Below are 24257 nucleotides of genomic sequence, written 5' to 3'. Positions count from 1 at the left end.
CGGGTGATATTCCTCATTCGACCGGATTTGCGACCGGGCTTGCTTGGCTGACCTCGGGGGCCTTGTCGGCGATATGCGGCAGCACCTGCACCGCCGTGCCGATCGGGCAACGCTGGTAGAGGTCGATCGCATCCTCGTTGAACATGCGGATGCAGCCGCTGGAGGCATCCTTGCCGATGCTGCCCGGCTCCAGCGTACCGTGGAAGCGGTAGCCGGTGTCGACGCCGTCGCGCAGCAGATACATGGCGCGGGGTCCAAGCGGATTTTTCGGCGAACCGCCTTCGACGAACTCAGGCAGTTCGGGGTGACGCTCACGCATCTCCGGCGGCGGCGTCCAGCGCGGCCAGAGCGATTTGCGGTCGATGGTCGCGCGGCCGTACCACTTGAAGCCCTCTTTCCCGACACCGACGCCATAGCGGATGGCCGTCTTGTTCTCCATGATTAGGTAGAGAAAGTGGTGCCTGGTATCGACGACGACGGTGCCGATCGGCTCGCTGCTGAAATACTTGACGACCTGGCGCTGCCATTTCCTGTCGATATTGGCGAAATTGGTGCTCCGGTACGTGACGCCGTTATCGACGGCCGGGCCGGAAAAATAGGATGTCGCCTTTGCGAGTGCCGGGCTCTGAAGCGCGTTCGCGCCAAGCAGCGCCAAACCACCAAGCATAGTTTCCCTGCGGGTCCACACCATCGGCAATATCCCCCGAAAGCCAATTAGCGAGGCTGCAGTAAATCAGATTTTTGAACTGCTACAACAGAAAATTCTCAAGCATCGATTCTTTCATGACGGCCACCCAATAGATCGGCTCTTCTCACTGTGGACGCCAACAGGGCAGGTAGGAGACACCATCAAAGCTCACAGCAGATGAGCTTCCCTTCGCCTCACCGCCACAAGGCGACGCTGCGCCGGGCGCATCTCAAGCACCGGGCGAGCATCGGCCGCGATCGCCGACAACACAAGGCAGATTACTTGATATCGCGTGCCTGCCCTGAGGCTCGCAGCTCCGCGAGCGTCGTTCCAAGGCAGCTTCCGCCGGCATCGGAGCCAACCGCCTTGGCCTCGCCATGCAGCGTGATCGTGCCGGCGAAGTTGTCCGAGGCCATGTAGGTCGCGGTGCTGTCCTCCGTCATCTTGGACAGATAGAAGGCGTGCTGCGTGCCCTTGTATTCGCAGGCGACGGCAAACGGAAATTGATCAAACAGGACGCCTTCGGCATGTGCCGAAGAGCCGAAGGCCTGAACGCTGGCCGCAACCAGCAGTACTGCCAGAGACTTGGACATATTCGCAGAGCGTATGCGCACCATCGATCCCCCAACCCAGCTAGATAAAGGTGTCCGGCGAGCGCGATGGTGCCGCCAAGCGTGCGCTTCGACAAGCCTGACTGGCCAAAATCGGGTACAGCAACTCTCTACCACCGGTTGGCGGCCCCTTCCCGCTTCAAGCGGATGGTGCCACGGATTGGCGGCCAGCGGCACGCCAGCGCAAGTGAGCGCGTTCCGACCGACCCGTCACGCCGGATGGCTGAAGCGGGCGATCTGTGCGCCCCGCATCAGGTTGCGGAAATTCGCGCCGCTCATATGCACCAGCGTCCTGTGATCGCCGCCCTCGAAATAGACGTCGCTCACATCGCCGAGGCTTTCGTCGAGCAGAACCGGAACGTCATAGGCCGAACCGACCGGTGGCACGGCGCCGATGTCGCAATCGGCGAAGAGATTGCAGACTTCCTCTTCCGACGCTAGGCCGAGGCGGCGGTCCATCACGTCCTGCAGGGTCGAGAGTTCGACCCGGTGCGTGCTTGGCACGACGGCGAGCACGTAGCCCATTTCGTGGTGAACCACCACGGACTTGGCAAGCCGGCTGCCCGGCACATGCGCGGCTCGTGCCGTCTGGCTGGTGGTCGCGGTGCGGTGATGGTCAACGGTGTCGTAGGCGACACCCGAACCGTCGATATAGTCCTGAAGTTTTCTGGCGATCGTCATCGTCGACACCCCTTCTCTCTCGTGGTGGCGCGGAGAGGTCATTGTCCTCCCATCCCTCACGAAGTCAACGACGTGCGGCGGCGATCCTGTTCGGCAGCAAGGGGAGCGCCTGGTCGCGCGGCGACATCTGCGAGACCGGCAAGGGCCAGTCGATCGCGAGCCTCGGATCGAGCGGGTTGAGCCCGCCTTCGGCCTCGGGCGCATAGGGCTTGTCGTGCAGATAGATCAGCTCGCAATCCTCGGTCAGCGTCTGGAACCCATGGGCGAAACCGCCGGGGATCATCATCGAGCGACCGTTGTCCGCGCTCAGCACTTCGCCGTGCCATTGCAGATAGGTCGGAGAATCCGGTCGCAGGTCGACCGCCACATCGAAGACCGCGCCGGAAAGGCAAGAGACGAATTTAGCCTCGTCATGCGGCGCATGCTGGAAGTGCAGGCCACGGATCGTGCCTGCTGCCTGCGTCAGGGTGTGGTTGATCTGCGCGATCTTTCCATCGCCGCCGAAATCGGCCAGCGCCTCGCGACAGAAGAAGCGCGAGAAGAAACCGCGATCGTCGCCCCTGCGTTGCCGCTCGACGACGATGAGACCCGCTATGGATGTAGAAATTCGATCGAATCGCGACATGGTTCCTTCCGCCAGAACCAAGCTCTACCCGTCTTTTCGCCCTTAAGAAACCGGCCTTGACCGTATTTGCAATTGCCGACATGAAAGCGTTCACAGGAAGCGTTACGAATCGGTGAAAGCGCCATTTATCGCGATTCGCGGTCGAGGCGTATCCGTAGGTTGTATCCGAAAAAGGGTGTCAGGCAGCAATGGCAGTGGAAGACGATCGTCTCGCATTCGAAGCCCACAAGACGGAAATGGCGCTCGCGCTCGGCAAGGACGAGGACGCCTTCCAGCAGTCGCTCGACACCCTGGTAACGCTCGACAAATACGACTACTCCTATCTTTGGTCCTTCATGGGCGTGCCGATCATCCAGATGCCGGCCGATGTGATGGCGACCCAGGAAGTCATCTGGAACACCAAGCCCGACATCATCATCGAAACGGGCGTCGCGCGCGGCGGCTCGGTGATCTTCATGGCGGCGATGCTGCAGCTGATCGGCAAGGGCAAAGTCATTGGCGTCGATATCGACATCCGCGCCCATAACCGCGACTCCATCGAAAAGCACCCGATGTCCTCGCGCATTGTGTTGATCGAAGGCCCGTCGACGACGGCGGAAACACTGGCCAAGGTCAAGGCGGAAATCCCCGAGGGCGCCTCGGTGATGGTCGTGCTCGACAGCGACCACAGCCGCGACCATGTGCTGGATGAATTGCGCACCTACGGACCGCTGGTGACCCAAGGCCAATACATCGTCGTCGCGGATACGTTGCTCGGCTACGGCGAGGCTCCGAAGACGCCGACGAAACGTTCCAAGATTTGGCATCCGGGCGACGAACCCTATGCGGCGCTGACCGCCTACCTCAAAGAAACCGACCGCTTCGAGACCGACGACGTTATCAACGGGAAGCTGGTGCTTTCCAGCTCGCCCGGAGGCTATCTGCGCTGCATCAACAAGTAGGGCCGCCCGCAAGAACACCCTGGCGCTGCTCTCCAACTCTCGATCGCGAGCACCGGATGACTCGAAACATTGTCATCTCACAATCCATGTACTTTCCCTGGGTTGGGATGCTGGAGCAGATCAGGCTGGCGGACGTATTCGTCCACTATGACGATGTGCAGTTCTCGCGCGGCAGCTTCACCAACCGCGTGCAGATCAAGACTCAGAACGGCATCCGCTGGCTGAGCGTGCCTTTGAAAGACCTTCGTCTCGGACAGCGGATAGATGAGGTGCTGATCGACGATCGCACCGATTGGCGCAGAAGCCATCGCGACATGCTGCGGCAGGCCTATGGGAAGGCGCCATTCCTCAAGGACATGCTGGACCTGGTCGATGACGTGTTTGCCAAGGACGCGCCAACGATTGCTGATATCGCGCGCAATTCCATGCTCGCGCTTGCAAGCTACTTCAAGCTGGACCGGCCGGCGTTCATTTCATCGGACGCGCTCACCATTGGCGGGGCGAGCAGCGAGAGAGTGTACGACATCACCGCGCATCTTGAAGGCACGACGTACATTACCGGCCATGGCGCCCGGAACTATCTCGATCACGACCTCTTCGGGCAGAACGGCATTTCCGTTCATTACATGAACTACGAACGAACACCCTATCCGCAGATGCACGGAGACTTCACACCCTATGTGACCGCATTGGACCTCGTTGCCAATTGCGGAACCCAAGGCGCAACTTTCGTGCATTCCGGAACCGTCGATTGGAAGGAGTTTACCCAGTGAAAGCCGAGAACCTGGACAATGTGACGTCGGAATATCTTCCAAACGCGGTCACATCGATCGAGAACAATCTCATTCTCAACTGGTATCCGCAGCGCATGGTCGAGCGCTTCGGCCGATGCCAGTCGCTGCTCGACCTCGGGATCGGCCACGGCTACACCCCTCACCTCTTCAGCAAGGTGTGTGACCGGCACGTTATCGTTGAAGGCTCACAACTCGTCATCGATCTCTTCAGGAAAAACAGCCCGGACTTCTCCGGCGAGATCGTCTTTTCCTATTTCGAAGATTTCGAAACGGACGAGCGCTTCGACGTCATCATCATGGGCTTCGTTCTCGAGCATGTCGACGATCCCGCCTTTGTCCTTGACCGATTCCGCCGCTTTCTCAAGCCCAATGGCCGACTGTTTGCCGCCGTTCCCAACGCCAAGTCCATGAACAGACGATTGGGCGTGGAGCTTGGCAAGATCGACGACATCTACAGCCTGAATGCCAACGACCTGGCGCTCGGCCACAAACGCCAATATTGCCGCGATACGTTCCGCGCAGAGATCGAAAATCAGGGCTTCCGCGTTGTGCACGAGGAAGGCATCTATCTGAAGCCGCTGCCGCTGCCGGTGTTGCAGACGCTGCCCGATTTCGAAGCCAACCTGCAGGCCATGCTCAAGGTCGGCATCGAGTTCCCCGATCTTTGCGTCGGCCTGCTGATGGAAGCGGAACTGGCATGAAGACTGCTGCCGTCATCGGCGCGCGTTCGATGCTGGGAGCCCAGCTTGTCGCGCGCCTGCAGCACCGAGGCGTCCAAACCATAAGTGTTGGAAGGACGGAGACGGACGACATCGCCTTCGACCTCGCGGCAGGACCGGCTAAGGTATCGGACAACCTGACGGCCGACGTCCTCTTCCATTGCGCTGCGAGCTTCGCCGCCGATGATCCATCGGGCGTGCAGCAAAACTTTGCCGCAAATGCGTCAAGCGCCGTTCACGTCGCCGAACTCGCAAGATCGCTGCACGTACGTGCCGTCGTCTATGCCGGATCGCTTTCCTCCGACGAGACGCTGGATGCGGCACCGTTGACGTCCTACGGCCTCAGCAAGAAAATAGCAGAACAGATCCTGGAATGGAGTTCGCAGAAGCTTGGTTTTCGCTTTTGCAGCCTTCGGTTTTCGCAGCTCTATGACATAGAGGGCCGTTGCTGCCTCCATCAGCCGTGGATGGGACGCATCGTCGCCTACGCGTCCCGAGGGCTCGACATCCGCATGCCCGCGTCCCACGGCACGCGCAACTTTCTACACGTGAGAGATGCGGCCAACATGATGATCCGGGCCGCTGAAACGAAGACGTCAGGCATCTGCAACGCAGTCCACCCGGAAGCCATGACCTGCGACGCGATCGCTGCAGTCGCCTACGAGACGTTCGGGCTCGGGGGCAGCGTCGTGATTGCGGCGGAGAAAGCGCCCTTCCGCAGGGTAAACTTTCCGGATGGTGGGGAAACATTGTCCAAACTGGGGATGCCGCCGCTTATCGCGATGCGCGACGGAATTGGCATGATCCGGTCGGCAGGCACCGCCGAAGCGTTCGGCCCGATGGATGTGAATTGATGTACGACGACGCAAAGCAAGCCGTGACGGTCGTGGTGACCGCAGTCGGAGCCATCATAGGCCAGGGCATCGTCGCATCGCTGCGCATGCTCGATAGGCCGGTCCGGATCATAGGCATCGACCGTGACGCCAATGGCATCGGCCGACACTTCTGCGACCACTTTGTCGCAAAGCCGTCCTGTGACGAGACGTCTCCCGAATATCTCGAATTCTGGCTGGAACTGCTGCGGCGAGAAAACGTCGCGCTGGTGCTTCCGGGTCTGGAACTCGATGTCCTCTTTTTCAGCGAACACCGGGCGCTCTTCGAGACCACGGACGCGCGAATTGTCCTGAATAGTTCCGCGCTGATCGACCTCGGACAGGACAAGTGGGACATGGGCGAGGCGCTGCTGCAAGCGGGCTTCCCCGCCATTCCGAGCACGCTCAGCCGCAGCCTCGACGATTGCACGCGCGAGCTCGGCCCCTTGCCGCTGCTCCTGAAGCCGCGTCGCGGCAACGGCTCCCGGGGCATCGCATTGCTGAAGGACGCGGCCGATTTCGACTATTGGACGCAAAAGAGCCCGGATGACTTCCTGGTGCAGAAATACGTCGGCAGCAATGACCAGGAGTACACCGTCGGCGCCTTCGGTTTCGGCGACGGCACGACGCTGTCGCCGATCACCTTCAAGCGTAGGCTCTCCGTCGCCGGCAACACCCAATATGCCGAAGTGGTCGATGAGCCTCTGCTGACCGAGGCCGTGCGCAGGCTATCGCGACACTTCAAGCCACTCGGGCCGACGAACTACCAGTTCCGACTGGAGGGAACGATCCCCTACCTCTTGGAGATCAACCCACGCTTTTCGAGCAGCACGTCATTGCGCGCGGCCTTCGGCTACAACGAAGCGGCGATGGCGCTGGATTATTATCTGCACGGGAAGGAGCCCGCGGAACCGGAGGTCAAATCCGGTCGAGCCTGGCGCTACTCCGAAGACCTGGTCGTCCTGTGATCGCGGTCATTTCCGACATCCATAGCAATCTCCCTGCCCTGGAAGCGGTCCTTGCCCGCATCGACGAACTCGGATGCGGATCGATCCTGTCGCTGGGTGACGTCGTCGGATACTACGCCCAGCCGGGCGACTGCATCGACGTGCTGAAGGCACGCGGCATTACCAACCTCATGGGCAATCACGATTATTACATCGTCAGCGGAGAGGGTTGCCCGCGCTCGAAGATGGTGAATGACATCATCGAGTACCAACGGGGCATCATCTCGGAGGACCAGCGGTCATGGCTCGCGGGCTCGCGATCCCACGTCATTGACGGATCGACATATTTCGTCCACGGAAGCTGGCAGGACCCGATCGACGAATACCTCTACAAGGTCTCGGAAGCGCAGTTTCCCGACGGATGCGAACGGCTTTTTGCCGGACATACTCATGTGCAGGCCCGCCTGGAGATCGGCGGCAAGGTCTTCTGCAATCCGGGCTCGGTCGGCCAGCCGCGCGATGGCGACCCCCGGGCAGCCTTTGCCCTCTTGTCGTCAGACGGCACCATCGAACTGCACCGTGTCGCTTACGATATCGACCGGACCGCGTACCACATGCGGCAGGCCGGTTTCCCTCCTCGCCACTATGAAAACCTCTATATCGGCGCGCAGATTGGTGGACGCATCGACAAGATCGTCGTGGCAGACGCGGCTGGTGACTTGCCTGCTTGAGGGCAAGCGATGCTTAAGGAGGCGTCCGCCACGGCGGGGCACCGCCACAGCCCGGCGAAAGCTTCACCCACTAGGTTCCATGCTGGACCTCATCGCGCGCACCGGTCCCGATGCGCCGAGCACTTTACCGACGACCGTCTCACGGCAGGAATTCCTGAAGGAGGAAGCAGGCGTATCATGAAAAACGGCACCATCATTTCCGAAAGCGCGCGCCAGGAATTCGCAGCTAAGGGCTACCACGTCGTGCCCGGCTTCTACGACGCCCAGTCGCAGATCGAGCCGATCCAGGAAGGCATCCGCCAGATCCTTGAGCTGATCTGCAAGAAATACGGCGTCGATGCACCGACAGGCACCGCGCACGAGGCGATGACTATCGCCTATCGCAAGCTGATTGCGGTCAATCGCTCCTGGGGCGGTGAAGTCTATGATGCTGTGAAGCAGATTCCCGCCTTCATGCGGCTCGTGAGCTCCGCCGCCAACGACGAGGTTTTCAAGGCGCTTCGACCGGAAAGCGTCCCGGGTCTCGCTGCCGGAGGATATGGCATCCGCATCGACAACCCCGGTGAAGAAAAGTTCCGCGCCCAGTGGCATCAGGAATTTCCCGGCCAGTTGCGCAGCGTCGACGGCATCGTCTTCTGGACACCGCTTTTGCCGGTCACAGCCGACATGGGGCCGGTTCAGATCGCCGAGGGCTCGCAGGCCGAAGGGTTCGTTCCGGTCTATGAAGATGATGCCGGCCTCGGTAAGACCGGCGCCTATTCGCTCTTCCTGCACAAGGGCGAAGAGCGTCTGGCTCGCTACAAGCACGTGGCTCCGCTGAGCAAGCCCGGCGACCTGATCCTCATGGATTTCCTGACACTGCACCAGTCCGGTCACAATGTTTCAGAGACGCCGCGCTGGAGCATCCAGTTCCGCTACTTCAACTACGCCGAGCCGGTCGGCATCCGCATCGGCTGGAAGGGCTCGTTCGCGGCAGGCGTCAACTATGCCGAAGTGCTGCCGGAACTGGTCGCACCCCAGGGAGAACTCGCATGACCACCTGCCGAGTTTGCGGCACCCACATCGGCGCCCCATCCTATGAAGCGCCGGCACCGGCGCTGACTTCGGGCACGACCCTGCTCGACGTGCCTACGCGTGTCTTCGTGTGCGGAACCTGCGGGCACGCGCAAAGCGACGACATCCCGGACATTCAGGCCTTTTATGACACGGAATACCGGATCTCGTTGAGCAGCGAGAACCACGACCAGATCTTTTCGGTCGCAGCCGATGGCACGATCACCTATCGTACCGACCATCAGGCTGCCCTGTCGCTGCGACTGCTGGACCTGCCTGAGGGCGCGAGCATCCTCGACTACGGCGCCGCCAAGGCTGACACGCTTCGCAAGATGACCGCCGCCCGCAAGGATTTGCGTCCGCACGTCTTCGAAGTCAGTTCCGACTATGCGCCCGCCTGGCAGGGTTGGGTGCCGGAGGCGGCACAAGCCACCTATTCGGTACCCGAGGCCTGGCAGGGTACGTTTGACGCCGTCATGAGTCATTTCGTCATCGAGCACGTAGCCGACCCCGTGGGCTTCCTGCGCACGGTGCGCGACCTGATGCGACCGGGCGGCATTTTCCTGTTCTCCGTGCCCGACGTCGCCGGCAACCCGGGAGACATGGCAGTCGCTGATCATCTCAACCATTTCAGCGCGGCGTCGATCGAACACGCCGTGGCGAGCGCCGGTTTCGACGTGCAGACCGTCGACAGCACCTCGTTCCCCGGCGCATTCTTCGTCGTTGCAAGGCGCGCCGAGGCGCCGATCGAAAAAGCCGCGCCGTCGGCTGAAGCTGCCGACGCGGCCAAACGGGCGCGCGACATCTGCGCCTTCTGGAACCAGGCAGCCGAAACCCTGAAGGACGGCGTCGAGCGCTATGGCAAGCGCAAGGTCGCGATCTATGGCGCCGGTTTCTATGGAAGCTGGATCTACGGTCGCATCGGCGAGGCGGTCGATGTCGTGGCATTCCTCGACCGCAACGAAAACATGAAGGGCGCCACGCTTTTTGGGGTCCCGGTCCTTCCGCCGGAGGAACTGCCGCAGGAAGCCGAAGCGTTGTTCATCGGCCTCAATCCGTTGAAGGCCCGCGCCGCGATCGCCGCGCAGCCTTGGCTGAAGCGAACCGGGCTTGACCACGTCTGGCTCTGACGAGAGCCGATGGTAAAACGGTCGACGCCGGGGGACGGATACTTTCAACACCCGCCCGGCTTCCAGACCTCGACGAACGTCCCAGTTATGACCAAACGGCGCTCCCCATGAAACCCCGCATCCTCTACACCAAACCCTCGATCACGGACCGTGAAGTGGCCTATGCGGCCGATGCGGCGGCCAATGGCTGGGGCGAGCGCTGCTACGACTATATCAACCGCTTCGAGGCGGCCTTTGCCGCGCATCTCGGCACGACGCACGCGATCTCGACATCGAGCTGCACCGGCGCACTGCATATGGGCCTTGCCGCACTCGGCGTCGGACCCGGCGACGAAGTGATCCTTGCGGACACCAACTGGACGGCGTCTGCCGCACCGATCGTTCACCTCGGCGCGAAACCGGTCTTCGTCGACGTGCTTGCCGACAGCTGGTGCATCGATCCGGAAAAGGCGGAAGCAGCGATCACGCCAAGGACCAAGGCGATCATCGCCGTCCATATCTACGGCAATCTCTGCGACATGGACCGCCTGCTTGAGATCGGCGTCCGGCACAACATCCCCGTCGTCGAGGATGCCGCAGAGGCGCTCGGATCCGAGTGGCATGGCCGCAAGGCCGGATCGCTCGGCGCCTTTGGCGCCTTCTCCTTCCACGGCACCAAGACCGTGACGACGGGCGAAGGCGGCATGTTCGTCACCAGCGACGAGACGCTCTATGAAAAGGTGCTGACGCTCTCCAATCACGGCCGCGCGCGGGGGCAGAAAAAGCAGTTCTGGCCGGACGAGATCGGCTTCAAATACAAGATGTCGAACCTGCAGGCCGCCATCGGCCTGGCACAGATCGAGCGTGTCGGCGAGCTCGTCGATCGCAAGCGCGAGATCTTCTACGCCTATCGCGAGCAACTTGCTGGCGTGAACGCCATTGCCATGAACCCGGAGCCGGAGGGAACGAAGAACGGTTTCTGGATGCCGACCGTCGTCTTTGCGCCGGAAACCTGCGTCACCCGAGACGCTCTGCAGGGTGCCTTTGCGGCCGAGAACATCGACGCCCGCGTCTTCTTCTGGCCGCTGAGTTCGTTGCCGCCCTTTGACGAGGCGCCGGCAAACACCGTGGCCTATGACCTGCCCGGCCGTGCGATCAATCTGCCGAGCTATCACGACATGACATCCGACGAGATCGGCCGCGTGGTCGAGGTCCTGCGCGGCTGCCTCGCCGCCTGAATTCGGGCGCGCGCAGACCACCTCCGCGCAAGGTCGCCGGGATATTAGGACTTTGCAATGCGCCATGCCGAGTGGCCGGCGCAAATACGGGGCGGTCGCATGAAAATCGTCATTCTCGCCGGTGGCTACGGCACGCGGATCTCGGAGGAGAGCCATCTCCGGCCAAAACCGATGATCGAAATCGGCGGACGGCCGATCCTGTGGCACATCATGAAGATCTACAGCCACTACGGCTTCTCGGATTTCGTCATCTGCCTCGGCTATCGCGGCTACATGATCAAGGAATATTTCGCCAACTACGTGCTGCATTCCTCAGACGTCACCTATTGCATGGCGACGGGCGAAACCCTGTTCCACTCGAACAAGGCCGAGCCCTGGCGCGTGACGCTCGTCGACACCGGAACGGACTCCATGACCGGCGGACGCCTGAAACGCGTGGCCGACCATCTCGGCGATACGTTCTGCCTTACCTATGGTGACGGCGTTGCCGACATCGACATCAAGGCGCTGACCGAATTCCACCGCCATCACGGCCGCCAAGCGACGGTCACGAGCGTGGTTCCGCCCGGCCGCTATGGCGCGCTCGCCGTCAGCGACGGACGGGTCAGAAGCTTCATCGAAAAGCCGGCAGGCGACAACGGTCACATCAATGGCGGCTTCTTCGTCCTCAACCGCTCGGTGCTCGATCGCATCGAAGGCGATCAGACGCCGTTCGAAGCGGGGCCTCTGGAAGGCCTCGCCGCAGACGGCCAGTTGATGGCCTTCGAGCACACCGGCTTCTGGCGGCCGATGGATACGCTGCGCGACAAGAACCAGCTCGAAGAGCTCTGGCAGAGCGGAACGGCGCCCTGGAAAGTCTGGGCATGAGCAGACTTGCAGACCCGTCCTTCTGGGCCGGAAAGCGGGTAATGCTGACGGGTCACTCCGGCTTCAAGGGAAGCTGGGCCCGCCTGTGGCTGACGCGGATGGGCGCAGAGGTGACCGGCTACAGTCTGTCGCCGGCGACCAGTCCCTCGCTGCACGCGCTGCTCGGATCTGAAAGGGCCACGAACGAACATTTCTCTGACATCCGCGACGGCGACACGCTCGCATCTGCCGTACGCGCCTGCGACCCGCAGATCGTCCTTCACATGGCAGCCCAGCCTTTGGTTCGCGAGAGCTACCGGACGCCGGTCGAAACCTTCGACATCAACGTCATGGGCACGGTGCGCCTGCTGGAAGCGGCACGCGCGGCCCCTGCCCTCAAGACCGTTCTGGTCGTCACCACGGACAAGGTTTACCGCAACGACGAAAGCGGCCGGCACTTTCCGGAAGATGCCGTGCTCGGCGGCCATGATCCCTATTCCGGTTCGAAAGCCGCCTGCGAGCTGGTCGTTTCGACCTGGCGGGATTCCTATCTGCGTGAACGCGGCATAAGGGTGGCGACCGCCCGTGGCGGCAACGTGCTTGGCGGCGGCGATTTTTCCGCCGACCGGCTGGTTCCGGATATCGTTCGCGCTGCCCTTTCGGGCGAGACGCTGGATATTCGCAGCCCGATGGCGACGCGGCCCTGGCAGCACGTTCTCGACTGCCTCAACGGATACTTCGTCTATGCCGAGGCGCTTCATGGCGGCGAGACCGATGTGGCCGCGCTGAATTTCGGCCCGGCTCCAGACGAGCGACAGATCCCGGTTCGGGACGTTGCCGCCGCGATCCAGACCGCAATGGGCTTGCCTGCACAATGGCGCGACACCTCATCCGAGGACCAGCCGCACGAGATGAAGACGCTCGGGCTCGACCCGGCGCTCGCCGCACGCACGCTGCCATGGGCAACACGCCTATCCCAGGACGAGGCGATCGCCTGGACCGCGCAATGGTACGACGGCTGGCGCCGCGGCGCCGACGCCCGTGACCTGACACTCAGCCAAATCGACGCATTCATGAGAGGCTAACGACTTCGATGTCCCACAACTGCCGTTTCTGCTCGACACCGCTCAAGACCGTCGTTGCCGACCTGGGTTCGACGCCCTGGTCCAATTCCTTTCTCGAACCGACGCAGGAAGCCATCGCCCGCGAGCGCTCGTTCCCGCTGAAGGCGATGGTCTGCTCCGAGTGCCTGCTGGTGCAGACGACGGAAAACGTGCCGGCCGACGAGATTTTCACCGACGGCTACGCCTATCTCTCCTCCTTCTCGACAAGTTGGCTCGAACACGCGCGCCGCTATGCCGAGAGCATGACCGAACGCTTCGCGCTCAACGACAATTCGCAGGTGGTCGAGATCGCCTCGAATGACGGCTATCTGCTGCAGTATTTCGTCGCCAAGGGCATCCCGGCGCTCGGCATCGAGCCGGCCGCCAATGCGGCGCGACTGGCCGAGGAGCGGCAGGTGCCGACCGAGGTCGCCTTCTTCGGACGGGAGACGGCAACGGAACTCGTCAAGCGCGGCATTCGCGCCGACCTCACGGCGGCCAACAACGTGCTCGCCCATGTTCCCGATATCGCCGACTTCGTCGGCGGCTTCGCCATCCTGCTGAAGCCCGATGGCGTTGCGACGTTCGAGTTCCCGCATCTGCTGCGTCTGATGGAAGGCGTGCAGTTCGACACGATCTACCACGAGCACTATTCCTATCTGTCCCTGGCGGCCGTCGAGCGTATCTTCGAAAGCTCCGGCCTCAAGGTCTTCGACGTCGAGGAACTGCCGACCCATGGCGGCTCTCTGCGCGTCTATGCGCAGCTGAGATCCGGCGTACGCGAGACCACCCTGGAGCTCGAGCGGTTGCGGGCGACCGAGGCGCTTGCCGGGCTGATGCGGATGGAGACCTACACGGCATTCGACGACCGCATTGCCGCCGTCTGCAAGGATTTTCAGAACTTCCTGGCAAACGCCAAGGCAGAGGGAAAAACCGTAGCCGCCTATGGCGCTGCGGCGAAAGGCAACACCTTCCTTAATGTCTGCGGCCTGTCGCCCAGCGAGATCGCCTTCGCCGTCGATCGCAACGACCTGAAGCAGGGCAAGCTCCTGCCCGGCACCCATATTCCAGTGCACGCGCCGACGGTGATCGAGGATGCGAAGCCGGACTATCTCGTCATCCTGCCCTGGAACCTGAAGACCGAAATCGTCGCAGACAACGAGGCAATTCGCGACTGGGGCGGCCGCTTCGTCGTCGCCATTCCGAAGCTGAGCGTCTTCTAAATCTAGACACCGGGACGTGTGGACAGTTCTCAACCAGACCGCGTTGAGCCACCCGAAATCGACTTTATTGATCGCCTTAGGTCGCTTTGCCGTAAATTCGGTGACTTTGCCGTAAATTCGGCACGATCTAAGTGAACGTCAGGGGTGGCGTGGGTATTGACGGTTGAAAAAAATGCACCCAAGGAGGTGCTATGTCCACGATTGACCTATGCCTTGTCGCCACCCGGCGCCCGGACCTGCTTGCCCAAACGCTGGCGAGTTTCCGGGACAAAATTTTTTCCAGGCTCGACCTGCGCGGCGCCTATCTCAATCTCGATCCGGTTTTCGGGTCGGAAGAGGATCATCGCGCCTGCGTCGAGATTTTCCGCAACCATTTCCCCGACGGAACCGTTTTCCAGCCCGAGAGCCCGGGCTTTTGCGCGGCCGTCGCGAAGCTCTGGTCGGCCACCAGCGCCGACTACGTCTTCCATCTGGAGGACGACTGGATCTCGCTGCGGGACATGGGTGAGGAACTGCTGACGCCGTTCGCCGATCCGGCGATCAGCCAGGTCTCGTTCCATACGGCAGACCAGAACTGGGATATCCGCCGCAAGGGCCATTTCCACCGGCGCAACGAATACGCGTATCTGTTCGGGATCAAGATCCCGCTGTTTCGCACGTTCCCGAAATTCACGACGTCGCCGTCGATCCTTCGCGGCGACTTCGCGCGCCAATGCGCCGGTCTGATGGACCTCTCGCGCGATCCGGAGAAGCAGTTCTATTCGGGCGTCAACCCGGCGATGGAGGCCTATGTCGCCAGCCGCCGCAACTATATCTTCTCGCCCGAGTCGCAGCCGGTCATCAAAGATATGGGCCGCGAATGGCGCGAGCAGCGCCGCATCCAGAAGGTGATCACCGACTCGACCTCGGTTTGGCGGCAAAGCGCTTAACGCGCCGGGCCCGGGCACCGGGTGCTTCGAAACAAAGCGATACAAGCGGGACAATAGCCCCGCTTGTATCCATACCGTCACGCGGTCGCGGCAGCGTCCTTGCGCTGAAAGCCCTTGCTCGCGACCATGAGGCTGCGCGTATAGTCCTCACCGATACGCCCGGCGACGAGGTCCGCTGAGGACAGGCGCTCGACCACGCGTCCACCCTGCATCACCGCCAGCCGGTCACACATATGGGTGACGACGCCGAGGTCATGGCTGACCATGATGAAGGTCAGCTTATGGTCGCGCCGGACCTGTTCGAGCAGGTTCAACACTTCCGCCTGCACCGAAGCGTCGAGCGCCGAGGTCGGCTCGTCGAGCAGCAGGATCGAGGGTTCGAGGATCAACGCGCGAGCGATCGCAACGCGCTGGCGCTGGCCGCCCGAAAGCTGGTGCGGATAACGGAAACGGAAACCCGACCCGAGACCGACCTCGTCCAGCGCCTTCAGGATGCGGCGCTCGCCGTCGGCAACGCCGTGGACCGCCAGCGGTTCCAGCAATTGCCGGTCGATCGTCTGACGCGGGTGCAGCGAGCCGTAAGGATCCTGAAACACCATCTGCACGGCGCGGTAGAAGGCCTTGTCGCGTTTTGCCCCCTGCAGGACACGATCATGCACGCGAATGGTGCCGCCCGTCACCGGCGCGAGACCGGCGATCGCCCGAAGCAAGGTCGACTTGCCAGATCCGGACTCGCCGACCAGCCCGAAGGATTCGCCGGGTGCGATCTCGACGCTGACGTCGTTCAGCGCCTTGAACTCGTCATAGGTGACGGAAAGGTTCGAAACGGAAACGGCAGAGGTCATTGGGCCCACTCCGGCTTGCGGTCGAGAACCGGCAGCGGATGACGATCGGATCCGATCGCCGGCATGCAGTTCAGCAAACCTTGGGTATAGGGATGCTTGGCATTGGCAAGCTCGGATGCGGCCAATTCTTCGACGATCCGGCCGGCATACATGACGATCACCCGGTCGCAGAAGGACGAGACCAGGCGCAGGTCGTGCGACACGAAGATCAGGCCCATGCCACGCTCGGCCACCAGCTTGTCGAGGATGCCGAGCACTTCGAGCTGCACCGTCACGTCGAGCGCCGAGGTCGGCTCGTCGGCGATCAGCAGTTCCGGCCCGGCAACAAGCATCATCGCGATCATCGCGCGCTGGCCCATGCCGCCCGAAACCTCGTGCGGATAGAGATCGTAGACACGCTTCGGATCGCGGATCTGCACCGCGGCCAGCATGTCGAGTGCCCTCTCCCGGGCTTCGCCGCGGCCGACGTTCTCGTGCTGCCTCAGTGTCTCGACGATCTGCCGGCCGATGCTCATCACCGGGTTCAGCGAGTACTTTGGGTCCTGCAGGATCATGGCAATGCGCTTGCCTCTCAGATCCCTCCGAACCTTCGGTGATGCGGCGAGCAGGTCGATGCCGTCAAAGTTCAACTGCTTTGCCGTCACCTGCGCATGACCCGGCGTCAGCCCCATGATCGCCCGGCCGGTCTGCGACTTGCCGGAGCCGCTTTCGCCGACGATGCCGAGGCGTTCGCGGCCGAGCGTGAAGGAGACGCCACGCACAGCCTCGACGAGGCCAGTGCGGGTCGGGAACGAGACCTTGAGGTCTTCAACGGTCAGAAGCGCACTCATTGGCCGCTCTCCCGCGGGTCAAGCGCATCGCGCAGGCCGTCACCGAGCAGGTTGAAGCCGAGGCTGACGATCAGGATGGCGATGCCGGGCATCGTTGCCACCCACCACTGGTCGAGGATGAAGCGGCGGCCAGACGCGATCATCGCACCCCATTCCGGCAACGGCGGTTGAGCGCCGAGGCCAAGGAAGCCCAAGCCCGCAGCCGTCAGGATGATGCCGGCCATGTCGAGCGTGACGCGCACGATCAGCGACGACATGCACATCGGCATCACATGGCGGAAGACGATGCGGATCGGCGACGCGCCCATGAGTTGCACGGCGGCGATGTAATCGGAGTTGCGCACCGTCAGCGTCTCGGCGCGGGCGATACGCGCATAGGGCGGCCAGGAGGTGATGGCAATCGCGATGACGGCGTTCTCGATGCCCGGACCAAGGGCCGCAACGAAGGCGAGCGCCAGAACCAGCTTCGGGAAGGCGAGGAAGATATCGGTGATTCGCATCAGCACCGCATCGACCCAGCCGCCGGCATAACCGGCGACCGCGCCGACGATGAGCCCGACAGGTGCCGCGATGATCGCGACGAGAAGCACGACGGCCAGCGTCAGCCGCGAGCCGTGGATCAGCCGCGAGAGAATATCGCGGCCGAGATCGTCGGTGCCGAGCAGATAGCCCGGAGTTCCCGGCGGCAGCAGACGGGCGTTGGCGAGATCGCCGATATAGGGCGAATGCGGCGCCAGGAGATCGGCGAAGGCGGCAACGAAGACCAGCGCCAGCAGGATGAGCAAGCCGAGAACGGCGAGCTTGTTGGCGGCAAAGCGCTGCCACGTCATGTAGGCGCGGCCGAGCCGCGCCTGGGTGCGCGACTGCGGGCGATCGGACAGCAGCCATTCGCGACGCGTCATCGGACGGGTTTCAGTAACGGTGCTCATCGCTGGCGCGTCCTCGGGTCGAGCGTCCGGTAGAGAAGATCGGACAGGAGATTGATGCCGATGAAGACCGAACCGATGATGATGGTGCCACCAAGCACGGCGTTCATGTCGGCATTCTGCAGCGAGTTGGTGATGTAGAGACCGAGGCCCGGCCAGGCGAAGACGGTTTCGGTCAAGACCGAGCCTTCGAGCAGGCCTGCGTAGGAAAGTGCAATCACGGTTACGAGGGGCACGGCCGCGTTCCGGAGCGCATGACCCCAGATGATCCGGGTCTCCGACAGGCCCTTGGCGCGCGCCGCGACGATGTACTCCTGCTGCAACTCGTTGAGCATGAAGCTGCGCGTCATGCGGCTGATATAGGCCAGCGAGAAATAGCCGAGCAGCGAGGCCGGCAGGATGATGTGGCGGAACACGTCCCACAGCACATCCCATTGCCGCTGCCAGAGCGCATCGAACAGATAGAAGCCCGTGATCGGCGTGAACGTGTATTCGAACACGATATCGATACGGCCGGGATAGGCGACCCACTTCAGCCGCGCGTAGAACACCAGCAACGACAGAAGCGCCAGCCAGAAGATCGGCACGGAATAGCCGACGAGGCCGATGACGCGCACGATCTGGTCGGCGATGCTGCCGCGCTTGACGGCCGCAAGCACGCCGAGCGGAACGCCGAACAGGGCACCGATGAGGGTGCCGAGCGTCGCGAGTTCCATGGTCGCCGGGAAGACGCGACGAATGTCGGTCATGACCGGATTGGTCGTCAGCACCGAAATGCCGAAGTCACCGGTCAGCGCCTGGCGGACATAGATGAAGAATTGTTGGTAGAGGGGCAGATTGAGCCCCATCGCCTCGCGCGTCCTTTCGACGACATGCGTCGGCGCCCGGTCGCCGAGAACGGCCAGAACCGGGTCGATCGGAATTACCCGGCCGATGAAAAAGGTGACGGCCAGAAGGCCGAGATAGGTGGTGACGACAATGACAAGAAAGCGCAGCACCGCTGCCACGATCTTACCGGGACGGGCGCGTTTGCGCCCGTCCAATGTCCCTGTTCCGCTCATGCTCAAGGGAACGATCCTTTCGGTTTATTCCTTCGAGACGGCTTATTCTTTGGTGATGCCGGCGACGAAGTTGGTGTCGAAGCTCGGACCGAGCTTCAGGCCCTTGACGTTGCCGCGGTAGCCGGCGACTTCGGTCTGCTGGAAGATGATGACGAACGGGCTTTCGCCCAGCACCGTCTTCTGCAGTTCCTTGTAGGTCTCCGCGCGCTTGGCGCTGTCGCGCTCGAGCAGAGCGTCCTTGGTCTTCTTCGTCAGCTCCGGAACGTCCCAGGCATTGCGCCAGGCAAGGGTCTTGTTCTTGCCTTCGTCGGAGTTGTCAGGGTTGCTGGTGAAGGTTTCGGCGTTCGAGTTCGGGTCGAAATAGTCCATGCCCCACTGACCGATATACATGTCGTGGTTACGGGCACGATACTTCGTCAGCGTCTGCTTGCCGTCGCCCGGGATGATCTCGAGCTTCACGCCGGCCTGGCCGAGGGTCTGCTGGAAGGACTCGGCAATGCCGGTGACCGGCTGGCCGTTGCGAACGTCCATGGTGACGGTGAAGCCGTCAGCGAGACCGGCCTTGGCCAGCAGTTCCTTCGCCTTGGCGACGTCGAGCTTGTAGGGGTTCTCGTCGAGCGCACCCAGAACGCCCTTCGGCAGGAAGCTCTGGTGGATCTCGCCGATGCCCTTGATCAGCGTCGAGCCGATGGCATCGTAGTCGACCAAGTACTTGAACGCTTCGCGCACTTCGGGCTTGGCGAGGTTCGCGTTCTTCTGGTTGAGGCTGATGTAGTAGACCGTGCCCTTCGGCGCGTTCGTCGTGGCAAGGTCGCCATTCTTTGAAATGGCGTCGAAATCGCCCGGCTCGAGGTTGCGCGCCACGTCGATATCGCCCGCTTCAAGCGCCAGGCGCTGGCCCGAGCTTTCTTTCATGTGGCGATAGATGACGCGGGCGAGCTTGGCCTGTTCGCCATAGAAGTTGTCATTGCGCTCGAGTACGATGACTTCGTTGGCGCGCCATTCGCGCAGCTTGAACGGGCCGGAACCGGCATAGCCGGTCTTCAGCCATTCGTTGCCGAAGTCGTTGTCGTACTTGTATTCGTCCGTCGGCGTGACCGGCTTGACGTTTTCGAGAACGAGCTTCTTATCGAGCACAGCGCCCACGGTTGCCGTCAGGCAGTTCAAGACGAAGCTCGGCGCATAGGCCTGATCGACGGTGAAGACGAAGGTCTGCTCGTCCGTTGCCTTGGCCTTTTCCGTCACATTGTCGCCGGTGAGGCCAAACTGGGTGAGGATGAAGGCCGGGCTCTTGTCGAGCTTCACGGCGCGCTCGAACGACCAGGCGACGTCTTCAGCGGTTACCGGGTTGCCGGAAGCGAACTTCAGGCCGGGCTTCAGCTTGAACGTATAGGTCAGACCGTCGTCGGACACGGTCCAGCTGTCGGCGAGGTCGCCGACGACCTTGGTCGTGTCGTTGATGTCGAGGCGCACCAGCATGCTGTAGGTGTTGCCGGTGATTTCGGCCGCGGTCAGCTCGAAGGCTTCGCCCGGATCCATGGTAATGACGTCGTCGATCGCAAAGGCTTCGACCAGCGTGTCCTTCGGCGTTTCCGCGAAGGCCGGTGCGGTTGCAGCCATCACCATGGCCAGCGCCGCAGAAGCCGTCAGAAGACGAAGACGTCCATTGAGCTTGTGCATCATGTTTGCAGTTCCCTCGTTTGCGCCCTTTTGGGCCCCTTCTTCATGGGTTCAGGCGGCCTCGTGCCAAGCCTGCCCCAGAACTCTCCACCAGTTCTCCCGGCATATCTTTGCCAGTTCGGCATCACCATATCCGGCGCTTCTGAGCGCTGCAACGAGCGCCTGGCTGCCGGCCGCATCAGCGATCCCCTCGGGGATCGTCGCCCCGTCGAAGTCCGAGCCGAGTGCGACACACTCGACGCCCATGCGTTCGACGAGATAATCGACATGGCGCACCATGTCGGAAAGCGGCGTTGCGGCATTCTCCTGTCCGTCGGCGCGCAGCATCGTCGTCGCATAGTTGAGCCCCACGAGGCCCTTGCTTTCGCGGATGGCGTCGAGCTGCTTGTCGGTGAGATTGCGCGCGACCGGGGTCAGCGCATGCGCATTGGAATGGCTGGCGACCAGCGGCTGGTCGGTGGTCTTCGCCACGTCCCAGAAGCCCTTTTCGGTGATGTGTGCAAGATCGATCAGAATGCCCAGACGGTTGCAGGCGCGCACGAGCTCGAAGCCCGCATCCGTCAGCCCGGGTGCCGTGTCCGGAGACATCGGATAGGAGAACGGCACGCCATGGCCAAAGACGTTGTGGCGGCTCCAGACGGGCCCAAGCGAACGCAGGCCCGCGGCATAGAAGGTTTCAAGCGCGGAAAGATCGGCACCGATCGCCTCGCAGCCTTCCATGTGCAGGACCGAGGCAAAGACGCCGGCTTCGACCGCCCCGCGGATTTCGGCGGTCGACCGGCAGAGCTTCCACGCCCCGGCCCGGTCGAGGCGCACGGCGATATCGGCGAGCTCCATGGCGATCGCCAGCGACGGCAGGTGTTCGAGCGGTGCCGAAAGCGGTGTTTCGTAGTGACCGCTCTCGTTCGGCGGCTGCAGGACGAGATCACCCGAGGGCACGTAGATTGCCGAGAGGCCACCGACGAGGCCGCCCGCCTTGGCGCGCGGCGCATCGATATGGCCCTGGTCGATGCCGTCGACGAATTCGCGTACCGGGTCCTGGCCCTTCCGCGCGTTCTGCCACAGACGCAGAAGCACGTCGTTATGGCCATCGAAAACCGCCTGCATTCCTGAATTTCCTTATCATTTCAGGGAGATCGGACGGGCCGCTCGGGTCACGTCCAGGGGAAAGTCGAAACGATGCTAGTGAAAGCCCAATGCCTTTTCAATGAATATAAGGGGGTTTTACCCAGGCCTGCCTGTAGCGAAATGTTGCATGATTGCCGCATCGCCGCCGGCAAACGCAGCCCTCACAGGCGCTTGGGGTCGGTCGAGGGGTGAAAATCGGCCGTTTCTCATGCATGGAGACAACCGGTCCGGATGTTTCGGGCCGGTTGCGCCGCATGATGCGGAACTGGGGGGTTGGTTGCTGCGTCCGTTTTCTACTTCGAAGAGGCACTGGAGCCGCATCGCCGCAACACTTCTGCTGGCAGCAACGCTTGCGGCGTGCGCCGGCCGCCCGGTTGGTGTGCTCGTGCCTTCGGGCACGACGGGCGGCGCCTCGCAGGTCGACCTGATGGTGGCGACGACACGCGCGCCGACCGCAGAGCCGGGCGTGCTTTTCAGCGGCGAACGGTCGGTACAGCTTTCTCTAACGGAAATCGTTGTCTCCATTCCGCCCGAGAAGAACCGCGAAATCGGCCAGGTGCAGTGGCCGAAGAAGCTGCCGGCCAATCCGGAGCGTGATTTCTCGACCGTCAGCGTAACCCCGCTCAACGAGGGCAACGACGTTCAGAGTTGGTTGAAGGGCAATCTGCCGAAGACGCGGCGCGTGCTGATCTTCGTGCACGGCTTTAACAACCGCTACGAGGACGCCGTCTACCGCTTTGCCCAGATCGTGCATGACAGCGGCACCGACGTTGCGCCTGTCATCTTCACCTGGCCCTCGCGCGCCAGCATCTTCGACTACAATTACGACAAGGAAAGCACCAACTATTCGCGCGACGCGCTGGAGGAACTTCTCAAGCGCGCCGCGAGCAATCCCTCGGTTGGCGAAATCACCGTCATGGCCCACTCGATGGGCTCGTGGCTAACCGTCGAGGCGCTGCGCCAGATGGCGATCCGTGACGGACGCATCGCCCCCAAGATCACCGACGTCATTCTCGCGTCACCCGATCTCGACGTCGACGTCTTCGGCCAACAGCTCCGCTCCATGGGCGAAAAGCGGCCGAAGTTCACGCTGTTCGTGTCGCGCGACGACCGGGCGCTGAACCTGTCGCGGCGCATTTCCGGCAATGTCGATCGCCTCGGACAGATCGATCCGACCGCCGAGCCCTACCGCACGCAACTGGAACTGGCCGGCATCAGCGTTATCGACCTGACCGCGCTCAAGGGCGGCGACAAGCTGAACCACGGCAAGTTCGCTGAAAGCCCTGAGGTCGTGCGGCTGCTCGGCAACCGCCTGATCGCCGGCCAGACCGTAACCGATTCCGATGTCGGCCTCGGCGAGCGCCTTGGCGCCGTCACGCTCGGCGCCACCCAGACGGTCGGCAGTGCGGCAAGCCTTGCGGTCTCGACGCCGATCATGATTTTCGACCCCAACACCCGCAGAAACTACGACGCGCAGGTGCGGCGGCTCGGCCAGTCGATGGAAAACACCGTCGGCTCGGCGGTGACGCCCTGGGTAGGGCCGCAAAGCGGGGGAGTTGCCAAGAGCACCACCCCCGACCGTCACTCTCGTTAGAGCACCCCGCGTTCACACGAACGCGCAAAGGACGCTTTAGACAGCAAGCTCGCGCCGCCCGGCTTCCGTCTCCATGGCCAGGTCGAGGACCTTCTGCAGGTTCGCGGCATGGCGGAACCCGGGCTCTTCGGTCTTGCCCTTGCGAACGGCAGCCACGAAGCGCTCGTAGTTCGTCGGCACGGTGCCGGCGTCGACATCGCGCCATGTTGCAGTTTCGACATCGGCGCCGAGGCAGGCGCGCAGCGTCGATCCGTCAGGCGTGTGCACCACTTCGAGCGCGCCCTTGTCACCGTGCAGCCTGAGCCGGAGCTCGTTCAGATGCCCGGTCGCCCACCGGCTGGCATGGACGACGCCCATGGCGCCGTTGCCGAACTCGGCCGTCATGACAAAGCTGTCATTGGCGTCGAGGTCATACTCGCCGATGCGGTTGCCGGGCGCCTTGTCGAAGGTCTTCAGCCGCGCGAAGATCCGGGCGGCATCCGTGCCCGCGCCATAGCCGGCAAAATCGAGGATATGGATGCCGACATCACCGAGCACGCCGTTCGAGCCGTGCTTGGTCGAAAGCCGCCACAGCCATTGCGATTCCGTCGCCCAGTCGCCCCAGGCCTTGGAAACAAGCCAGCTCTGCAGGTAAGACGCCTCGAGGTGCCGCAGCTTGCCGACATCGCCGGCAAGCACCATGGCGCGTGCCTTCTGCAGCGGTGCGACGTTGCGGTAGGTGAGATTGACCATCGTCACCAGGCCGGAACGCTCGGCCGCTTCGGCCATCTCCGACGCCTTGGCATAGTTCTCCGCCAGAGGTTTTTCGCAGAGCACATGCTTGCCGGCAGCGATCAGCGCCAGCGTCGTCGGGTGATGCGCCTTGTCCGGCGTCACGTTCGTTGCTGCATCGAACTTGCCCCAGGCGATCGCCTCGTCGAGCGAGGTGAAGGTCTCGGCAATGCCGTGCTTGTCAGCAAAAGCCTTGGCCCGTGCGGGATCGACGTCAACAGCGCCGACCATCTCGACGCCTTCGATCTTGGCAAAGGCCTGGGCATGGCTGTTCGCCATGCCACCGGTTCCTACAATGAGAAGACGCATGAT

Annotated in this window: 25 protein-coding genes; 14 read left to right on the top strand and 11 right to left on the bottom strand. The window is 62.4% G+C overall.

Features of this window, described 5'->3' with window-relative positions:
• Positions 1–13: 13 nt before the first annotated feature.
• The 4 genes from JVX98_RS27055 to rfbC form a co-directional block, all read right to left on the bottom strand.
• Positions 14–691, bottom strand: coding sequence for a L,D-transpeptidase (locus tag JVX98_RS27055; protein WP_205238051.1), 678 nt, complete (start codon positions 689–691; stop codon positions 14–16).
• Between the two features lie 275 nt (positions 692–966).
• On the bottom strand, positions 967–1281 hold the full coding sequence (locus tag JVX98_RS27050) for a hypothetical protein (protein WP_246764959.1): 315 nt from the start codon (positions 1279–1281) through the stop codon (positions 967–969).
• A 228-nt stretch (positions 1282–1509) separates the two neighbouring features.
• The gene (locus tag JVX98_RS27045) at positions 1510–1980 is read right to left on the bottom strand and encodes an aminoacyl-tRNA deacylase (protein WP_034794215.1); all 471 of its coding nucleotides are present in this window, start codon (positions 1978–1980) and stop codon (positions 1510–1512) included.
• Positions 1981–2044: 64 nt separating this feature from the next.
• Positions 2045–2605: a dTDP-4-dehydrorhamnose 3,5-epimerase gene (gene rfbC / locus JVX98_RS27040; RefSeq protein WP_192447010.1), complete on the bottom strand. Its 561-nt coding sequence runs from the start codon at positions 2603–2605 to the stop codon at positions 2045–2047.
• Positions 2606–2793: 188 nt separating this feature from the next.
• Here rfbC and JVX98_RS27035 point away from each other — a divergent pair, with 188 nt between their 5' ends.
• The 13 genes from JVX98_RS27035 to JVX98_RS26975 all read left to right on the top strand — a co-directional run bounded on the left by JVX98_RS27035 (position 2794) and on the right by JVX98_RS26975 (position 15110).
• Positions 2794–3546 carry a cephalosporin hydroxylase family protein gene (locus tag JVX98_RS27035; protein WP_205238049.1) on the top strand — a complete coding sequence of 251 codons (753 nt, stop codon included), beginning with the start codon at positions 2794–2796 and terminating at the stop codon, positions 3544–3546.
• Positions 3547–3602: 56 nt separating this feature from the next.
• A complete protein-coding gene (locus JVX98_RS27030; RefSeq protein WP_205238048.1) occupies positions 3603–4319 on the top strand; it encodes a WbqC family protein in 717 nt (238 codons plus the stop codon).
• The gene (locus JVX98_RS27025; protein ID WP_205238047.1) at positions 4316–5041 is read left to right on the top strand and encodes a bifunctional 2-polyprenyl-6-hydroxyphenol methylase/3-demethylubiquinol 3-O-methyltransferase UbiG; all 726 of its coding nucleotides are present in this window, start codon (positions 4316–4318) and stop codon (positions 5039–5041) included. The genes JVX98_RS27030 and JVX98_RS27025 overlap by 4 nt, the downstream gene beginning before the upstream one ends.
• Positions 5038–5913 (top strand): NAD(P)-dependent oxidoreductase, encoded by an 876-nt coding sequence (locus tag JVX98_RS27020; protein WP_205238046.1) that lies wholly within the window; start codon positions 5038–5040, stop codon positions 5911–5913. The genes JVX98_RS27025 and JVX98_RS27020 overlap by 4 nt, the downstream gene beginning before the upstream one ends.
• The gene (locus JVX98_RS27015; protein WP_205238045.1) at positions 5913–6899 is read left to right on the top strand and encodes an ATP-grasp domain-containing protein; all 987 of its coding nucleotides are present in this window, start codon (positions 5913–5915) and stop codon (positions 6897–6899) included. The genes JVX98_RS27020 and JVX98_RS27015 overlap by 1 nt, the downstream gene beginning before the upstream one ends.
• The gene (locus JVX98_RS27010) at positions 6896–7609 is read left to right on the top strand and encodes a metallophosphoesterase (RefSeq protein WP_192447015.1); all 714 of its coding nucleotides are present in this window, start codon (positions 6896–6898) and stop codon (positions 7607–7609) included. Before JVX98_RS27015 ends, JVX98_RS27010 begins: the two co-directional genes overlap by 4 nt.
• A 177-nt stretch (positions 7610–7786) precedes the next feature.
• Positions 7787–8644, top strand: coding sequence for a phytanoyl-CoA dioxygenase family protein (locus JVX98_RS27005; RefSeq protein WP_192447016.1), 858 nt, complete (start codon positions 7787–7789; stop codon positions 8642–8644).
• Positions 8641–9792, top strand: coding sequence for a class I SAM-dependent methyltransferase (locus JVX98_RS27000; protein WP_205238044.1), 1152 nt, complete (start codon positions 8641–8643; stop codon positions 9790–9792). The genes JVX98_RS27005 and JVX98_RS27000 overlap by 4 nt, the downstream gene beginning before the upstream one ends.
• Before the next feature lie 107 nt (positions 9793–9899).
• Positions 9900–11009, top strand: coding sequence for a DegT/DnrJ/EryC1/StrS aminotransferase family protein (locus JVX98_RS26995; RefSeq protein WP_192447018.1), 1110 nt, complete (start codon positions 9900–9902; stop codon positions 11007–11009).
• Positions 11010–11108: 99 nt separating this feature from the next.
• A complete protein-coding gene (rfbF, locus tag JVX98_RS26990) occupies positions 11109–11876 on the top strand; it encodes a glucose-1-phosphate cytidylyltransferase (RefSeq protein WP_192447019.1) in 768 nt (255 codons plus the stop codon).
• Positions 11873–12940 (top strand): CDP-glucose 4,6-dehydratase, encoded by a 1068-nt coding sequence (rfbG, locus tag JVX98_RS26985; protein WP_205238043.1) that lies wholly within the window; start codon positions 11873–11875, stop codon positions 12938–12940. The genes rfbF and rfbG overlap by 4 nt, the downstream gene beginning before the upstream one ends.
• Positions 12941–12948: 8 nt before the next feature.
• A complete protein-coding gene (locus JVX98_RS26980; RefSeq protein WP_205238042.1) occupies positions 12949–14181 on the top strand; it encodes a class I SAM-dependent methyltransferase in 1233 nt (410 codons plus the stop codon).
• A 191-nt stretch (positions 14182–14372) separates the two neighbouring features.
• Complete coding sequence (locus JVX98_RS26975; RefSeq protein WP_246764958.1) at positions 14373–15110, top strand: hypothetical protein; 738 nt, start codon at positions 14373–14375, stop codon at positions 15108–15110.
• A gap of 77 nt (positions 15111–15187) precedes the next feature.
• Here the strand turns inward: JVX98_RS26975 and JVX98_RS26970 are convergent, their stop codons facing one another.
• Genes JVX98_RS26970 through JVX98_RS26945 form a run of 6 tightly spaced genes read right to left on the bottom strand, consistent with a single transcriptional unit; the run spans position 15188 to position 21559 of the window.
• Positions 15188–15955 (bottom strand): ABC transporter ATP-binding protein, encoded by a 768-nt coding sequence (locus JVX98_RS26970; RefSeq protein WP_192447022.1) that lies wholly within the window; start codon positions 15953–15955, stop codon positions 15188–15190.
• A complete protein-coding gene (locus JVX98_RS26965) occupies positions 15952–16785 on the bottom strand; it encodes an ABC transporter ATP-binding protein (protein WP_205238041.1) in 834 nt (277 codons plus the stop codon). The genes JVX98_RS26970 and JVX98_RS26965 overlap by 4 nt, the downstream gene beginning before the upstream one ends.
• Complete coding sequence (locus JVX98_RS26960; protein ID WP_043611718.1) at positions 16782–17714, bottom strand: ABC transporter permease; 933 nt, start codon at positions 17712–17714, stop codon at positions 16782–16784. Before JVX98_RS26960 ends, JVX98_RS26965 begins: the two co-directional genes overlap by 4 nt.
• Entirely contained in the window at positions 17711–18772 is a 1062-nt protein-coding gene (locus tag JVX98_RS26955; protein WP_205238040.1) for an ABC transporter permease, read from the bottom strand. Before JVX98_RS26955 ends, JVX98_RS26960 begins: the two co-directional genes overlap by 4 nt.
• A 42-nt stretch (positions 18773–18814) precedes the next feature.
• Positions 18815–20455: an ABC transporter substrate-binding protein gene (locus JVX98_RS26950; RefSeq protein WP_205238039.1), complete on the bottom strand. Its 1641-nt coding sequence runs from the start codon at positions 20453–20455 to the stop codon at positions 18815–18817.
• Positions 20456–20503: 48 nt separating this feature from the next.
• On the bottom strand, positions 20504–21559 hold the full coding sequence (locus JVX98_RS26945) for a dipeptidase (protein WP_043611724.1): 1056 nt from the start codon (positions 21557–21559) through the stop codon (positions 20504–20506).
• Positions 21560–21899: 340 nt separating this feature from the next.
• Between JVX98_RS26945 and JVX98_RS26940 the strand changes: the two genes are divergently transcribed.
• On the top strand, positions 21900–23174 hold the full coding sequence (locus tag JVX98_RS26940; protein WP_246765067.1) for an alpha/beta hydrolase: 1275 nt from the start codon (positions 21900–21902) through the stop codon (positions 23172–23174).
• Between the two features lie 36 nt (positions 23175–23210).
• Here JVX98_RS26940 and JVX98_RS26935 read toward each other — a convergent pair whose 3' ends face one another.
• Positions 23211–24254 (bottom strand): Gfo/Idh/MocA family protein, encoded by a 1044-nt coding sequence (locus JVX98_RS26935; RefSeq protein WP_192447026.1) that lies wholly within the window; start codon positions 24252–24254, stop codon positions 23211–23213.
• Positions 24255–24257: the final 3 nt, after the last annotated feature.

Source organism: Ensifer sp. PDNC004 (assembly GCF_016919405.1).
Lineage (GTDB): Bacteria > Pseudomonadota > Alphaproteobacteria > Rhizobiales > Rhizobiaceae > Ensifer.
The sequence above is the reverse complement of the archived record's forward strand: the minus strand, read 5'-3'. Positions and strand labels throughout refer to the sequence as shown.

Bases quoted from the DNA above. Each gene is read 5' to 3' on its own strand.
- JVX98_RS26995 (WP_192447018.1), top strand. From the start codon at position 9,900: ATGAAACCCCGCATCCTCTACACCAAACCCTCGATCACGGACCGTGAA.
- JVX98_RS27055 (WP_205238051.1), bottom strand. From the start codon at position 691: ATGGTGTGGACCCGCAGGGAAACTATGCTTGGTGGTTTGGCGCTGCTT.
- JVX98_RS27045 (WP_034794215.1), bottom strand. From the start codon at position 1,980: ATGACGATCGCCAGAAAACTTCAGGACTATATCGACGGTTCGGGTGTC.
- rfbG (WP_205238043.1), top strand. From the start codon at position 11,873: ATGAGCAGACTTGCAGACCCGTCCTTCTGGGCCGGAAAGCGGGTAATG.
- JVX98_RS26950 (WP_205238039.1), bottom strand. From the start codon at position 20,455: ATGATGCACAAGCTCAATGGACGTCTTCGTCTTCTGACGGCTTCTGCG.
- JVX98_RS26980 (WP_205238042.1), top strand. From the start codon at position 12,949: ATGTCCCACAACTGCCGTTTCTGCTCGACACCGCTCAAGACCGTCGTT.
- JVX98_RS27005 (WP_192447016.1), top strand. From the start codon at position 7,787: ATGAAAAACGGCACCATCATTTCCGAAAGCGCGCGCCAGGAATTCGCA.
- JVX98_RS26935 (WP_192447026.1), bottom strand. From the start codon at position 24,254: ATGCGTCTTCTCATTGTAGGAACCGGTGGCATGGCGAACAGCCATGCC.
- JVX98_RS27020 (WP_205238046.1), top strand. From the start codon at position 5,038: ATGAAGACTGCTGCCGTCATCGGCGCGCGTTCGATGCTGGGAGCCCAG.
- JVX98_RS26960 (WP_043611718.1), bottom strand. From the start codon at position 17,714: ATGAGCACCGTTACTGAAACCCGTCCGATGACGCGTCGCGAATGGCTG.
- JVX98_RS27000 (WP_205238044.1), top strand. From the start codon at position 8,641: ATGACCACCTGCCGAGTTTGCGGCACCCACATCGGCGCCCCATCCTAT.
- rfbC (WP_192447010.1), bottom strand. From the start codon at position 2,605: ATGTCGCGATTCGATCGAATTTCTACATCCATAGCGGGTCTCATCGTC.
- JVX98_RS26970 (WP_192447022.1), bottom strand. From the start codon at position 15,955: ATGACCTCTGCCGTTTCCGTTTCGAACCTTTCCGTCACCTATGACGAG.
- JVX98_RS26975 (WP_246764958.1), top strand. From the start codon at position 14,373: ATGTCCACGATTGACCTATGCCTTGTCGCCACCCGGCGCCCGGACCTG.
- JVX98_RS27015 (WP_205238045.1), top strand. From the start codon at position 5,913: ATGTACGACGACGCAAAGCAAGCCGTGACGGTCGTGGTGACCGCAGTC.
- JVX98_RS27050 (WP_246764959.1), bottom strand. From the start codon at position 1,281: ATGTCCAAGTCTCTGGCAGTACTGCTGGTTGCGGCCAGCGTTCAGGCC.
- rfbF (WP_192447019.1), top strand. From the start codon at position 11,109: ATGAAAATCGTCATTCTCGCCGGTGGCTACGGCACGCGGATCTCGGAG.
- JVX98_RS27030 (WP_205238048.1), top strand. From the start codon at position 3,603: ATGACTCGAAACATTGTCATCTCACAATCCATGTACTTTCCCTGGGTT.
- JVX98_RS26945 (WP_043611724.1), bottom strand. From the start codon at position 21,559: ATGCAGGCGGTTTTCGATGGCCATAACGACGTGCTTCTGCGTCTGTGG.
- JVX98_RS27035 (WP_205238049.1), top strand. From the start codon at position 2,794: ATGGCAGTGGAAGACGATCGTCTCGCATTCGAAGCCCACAAGACGGAA.
- JVX98_RS26965 (WP_205238041.1), bottom strand. From the start codon at position 16,785: ATGAGTGCGCTTCTGACCGTTGAAGACCTCAAGGTCTCGTTCCCGACC.
- JVX98_RS26955 (WP_205238040.1), bottom strand. From the start codon at position 18,772: ATGAGCGGAACAGGGACATTGGACGGGCGCAAACGCGCCCGTCCCGGT.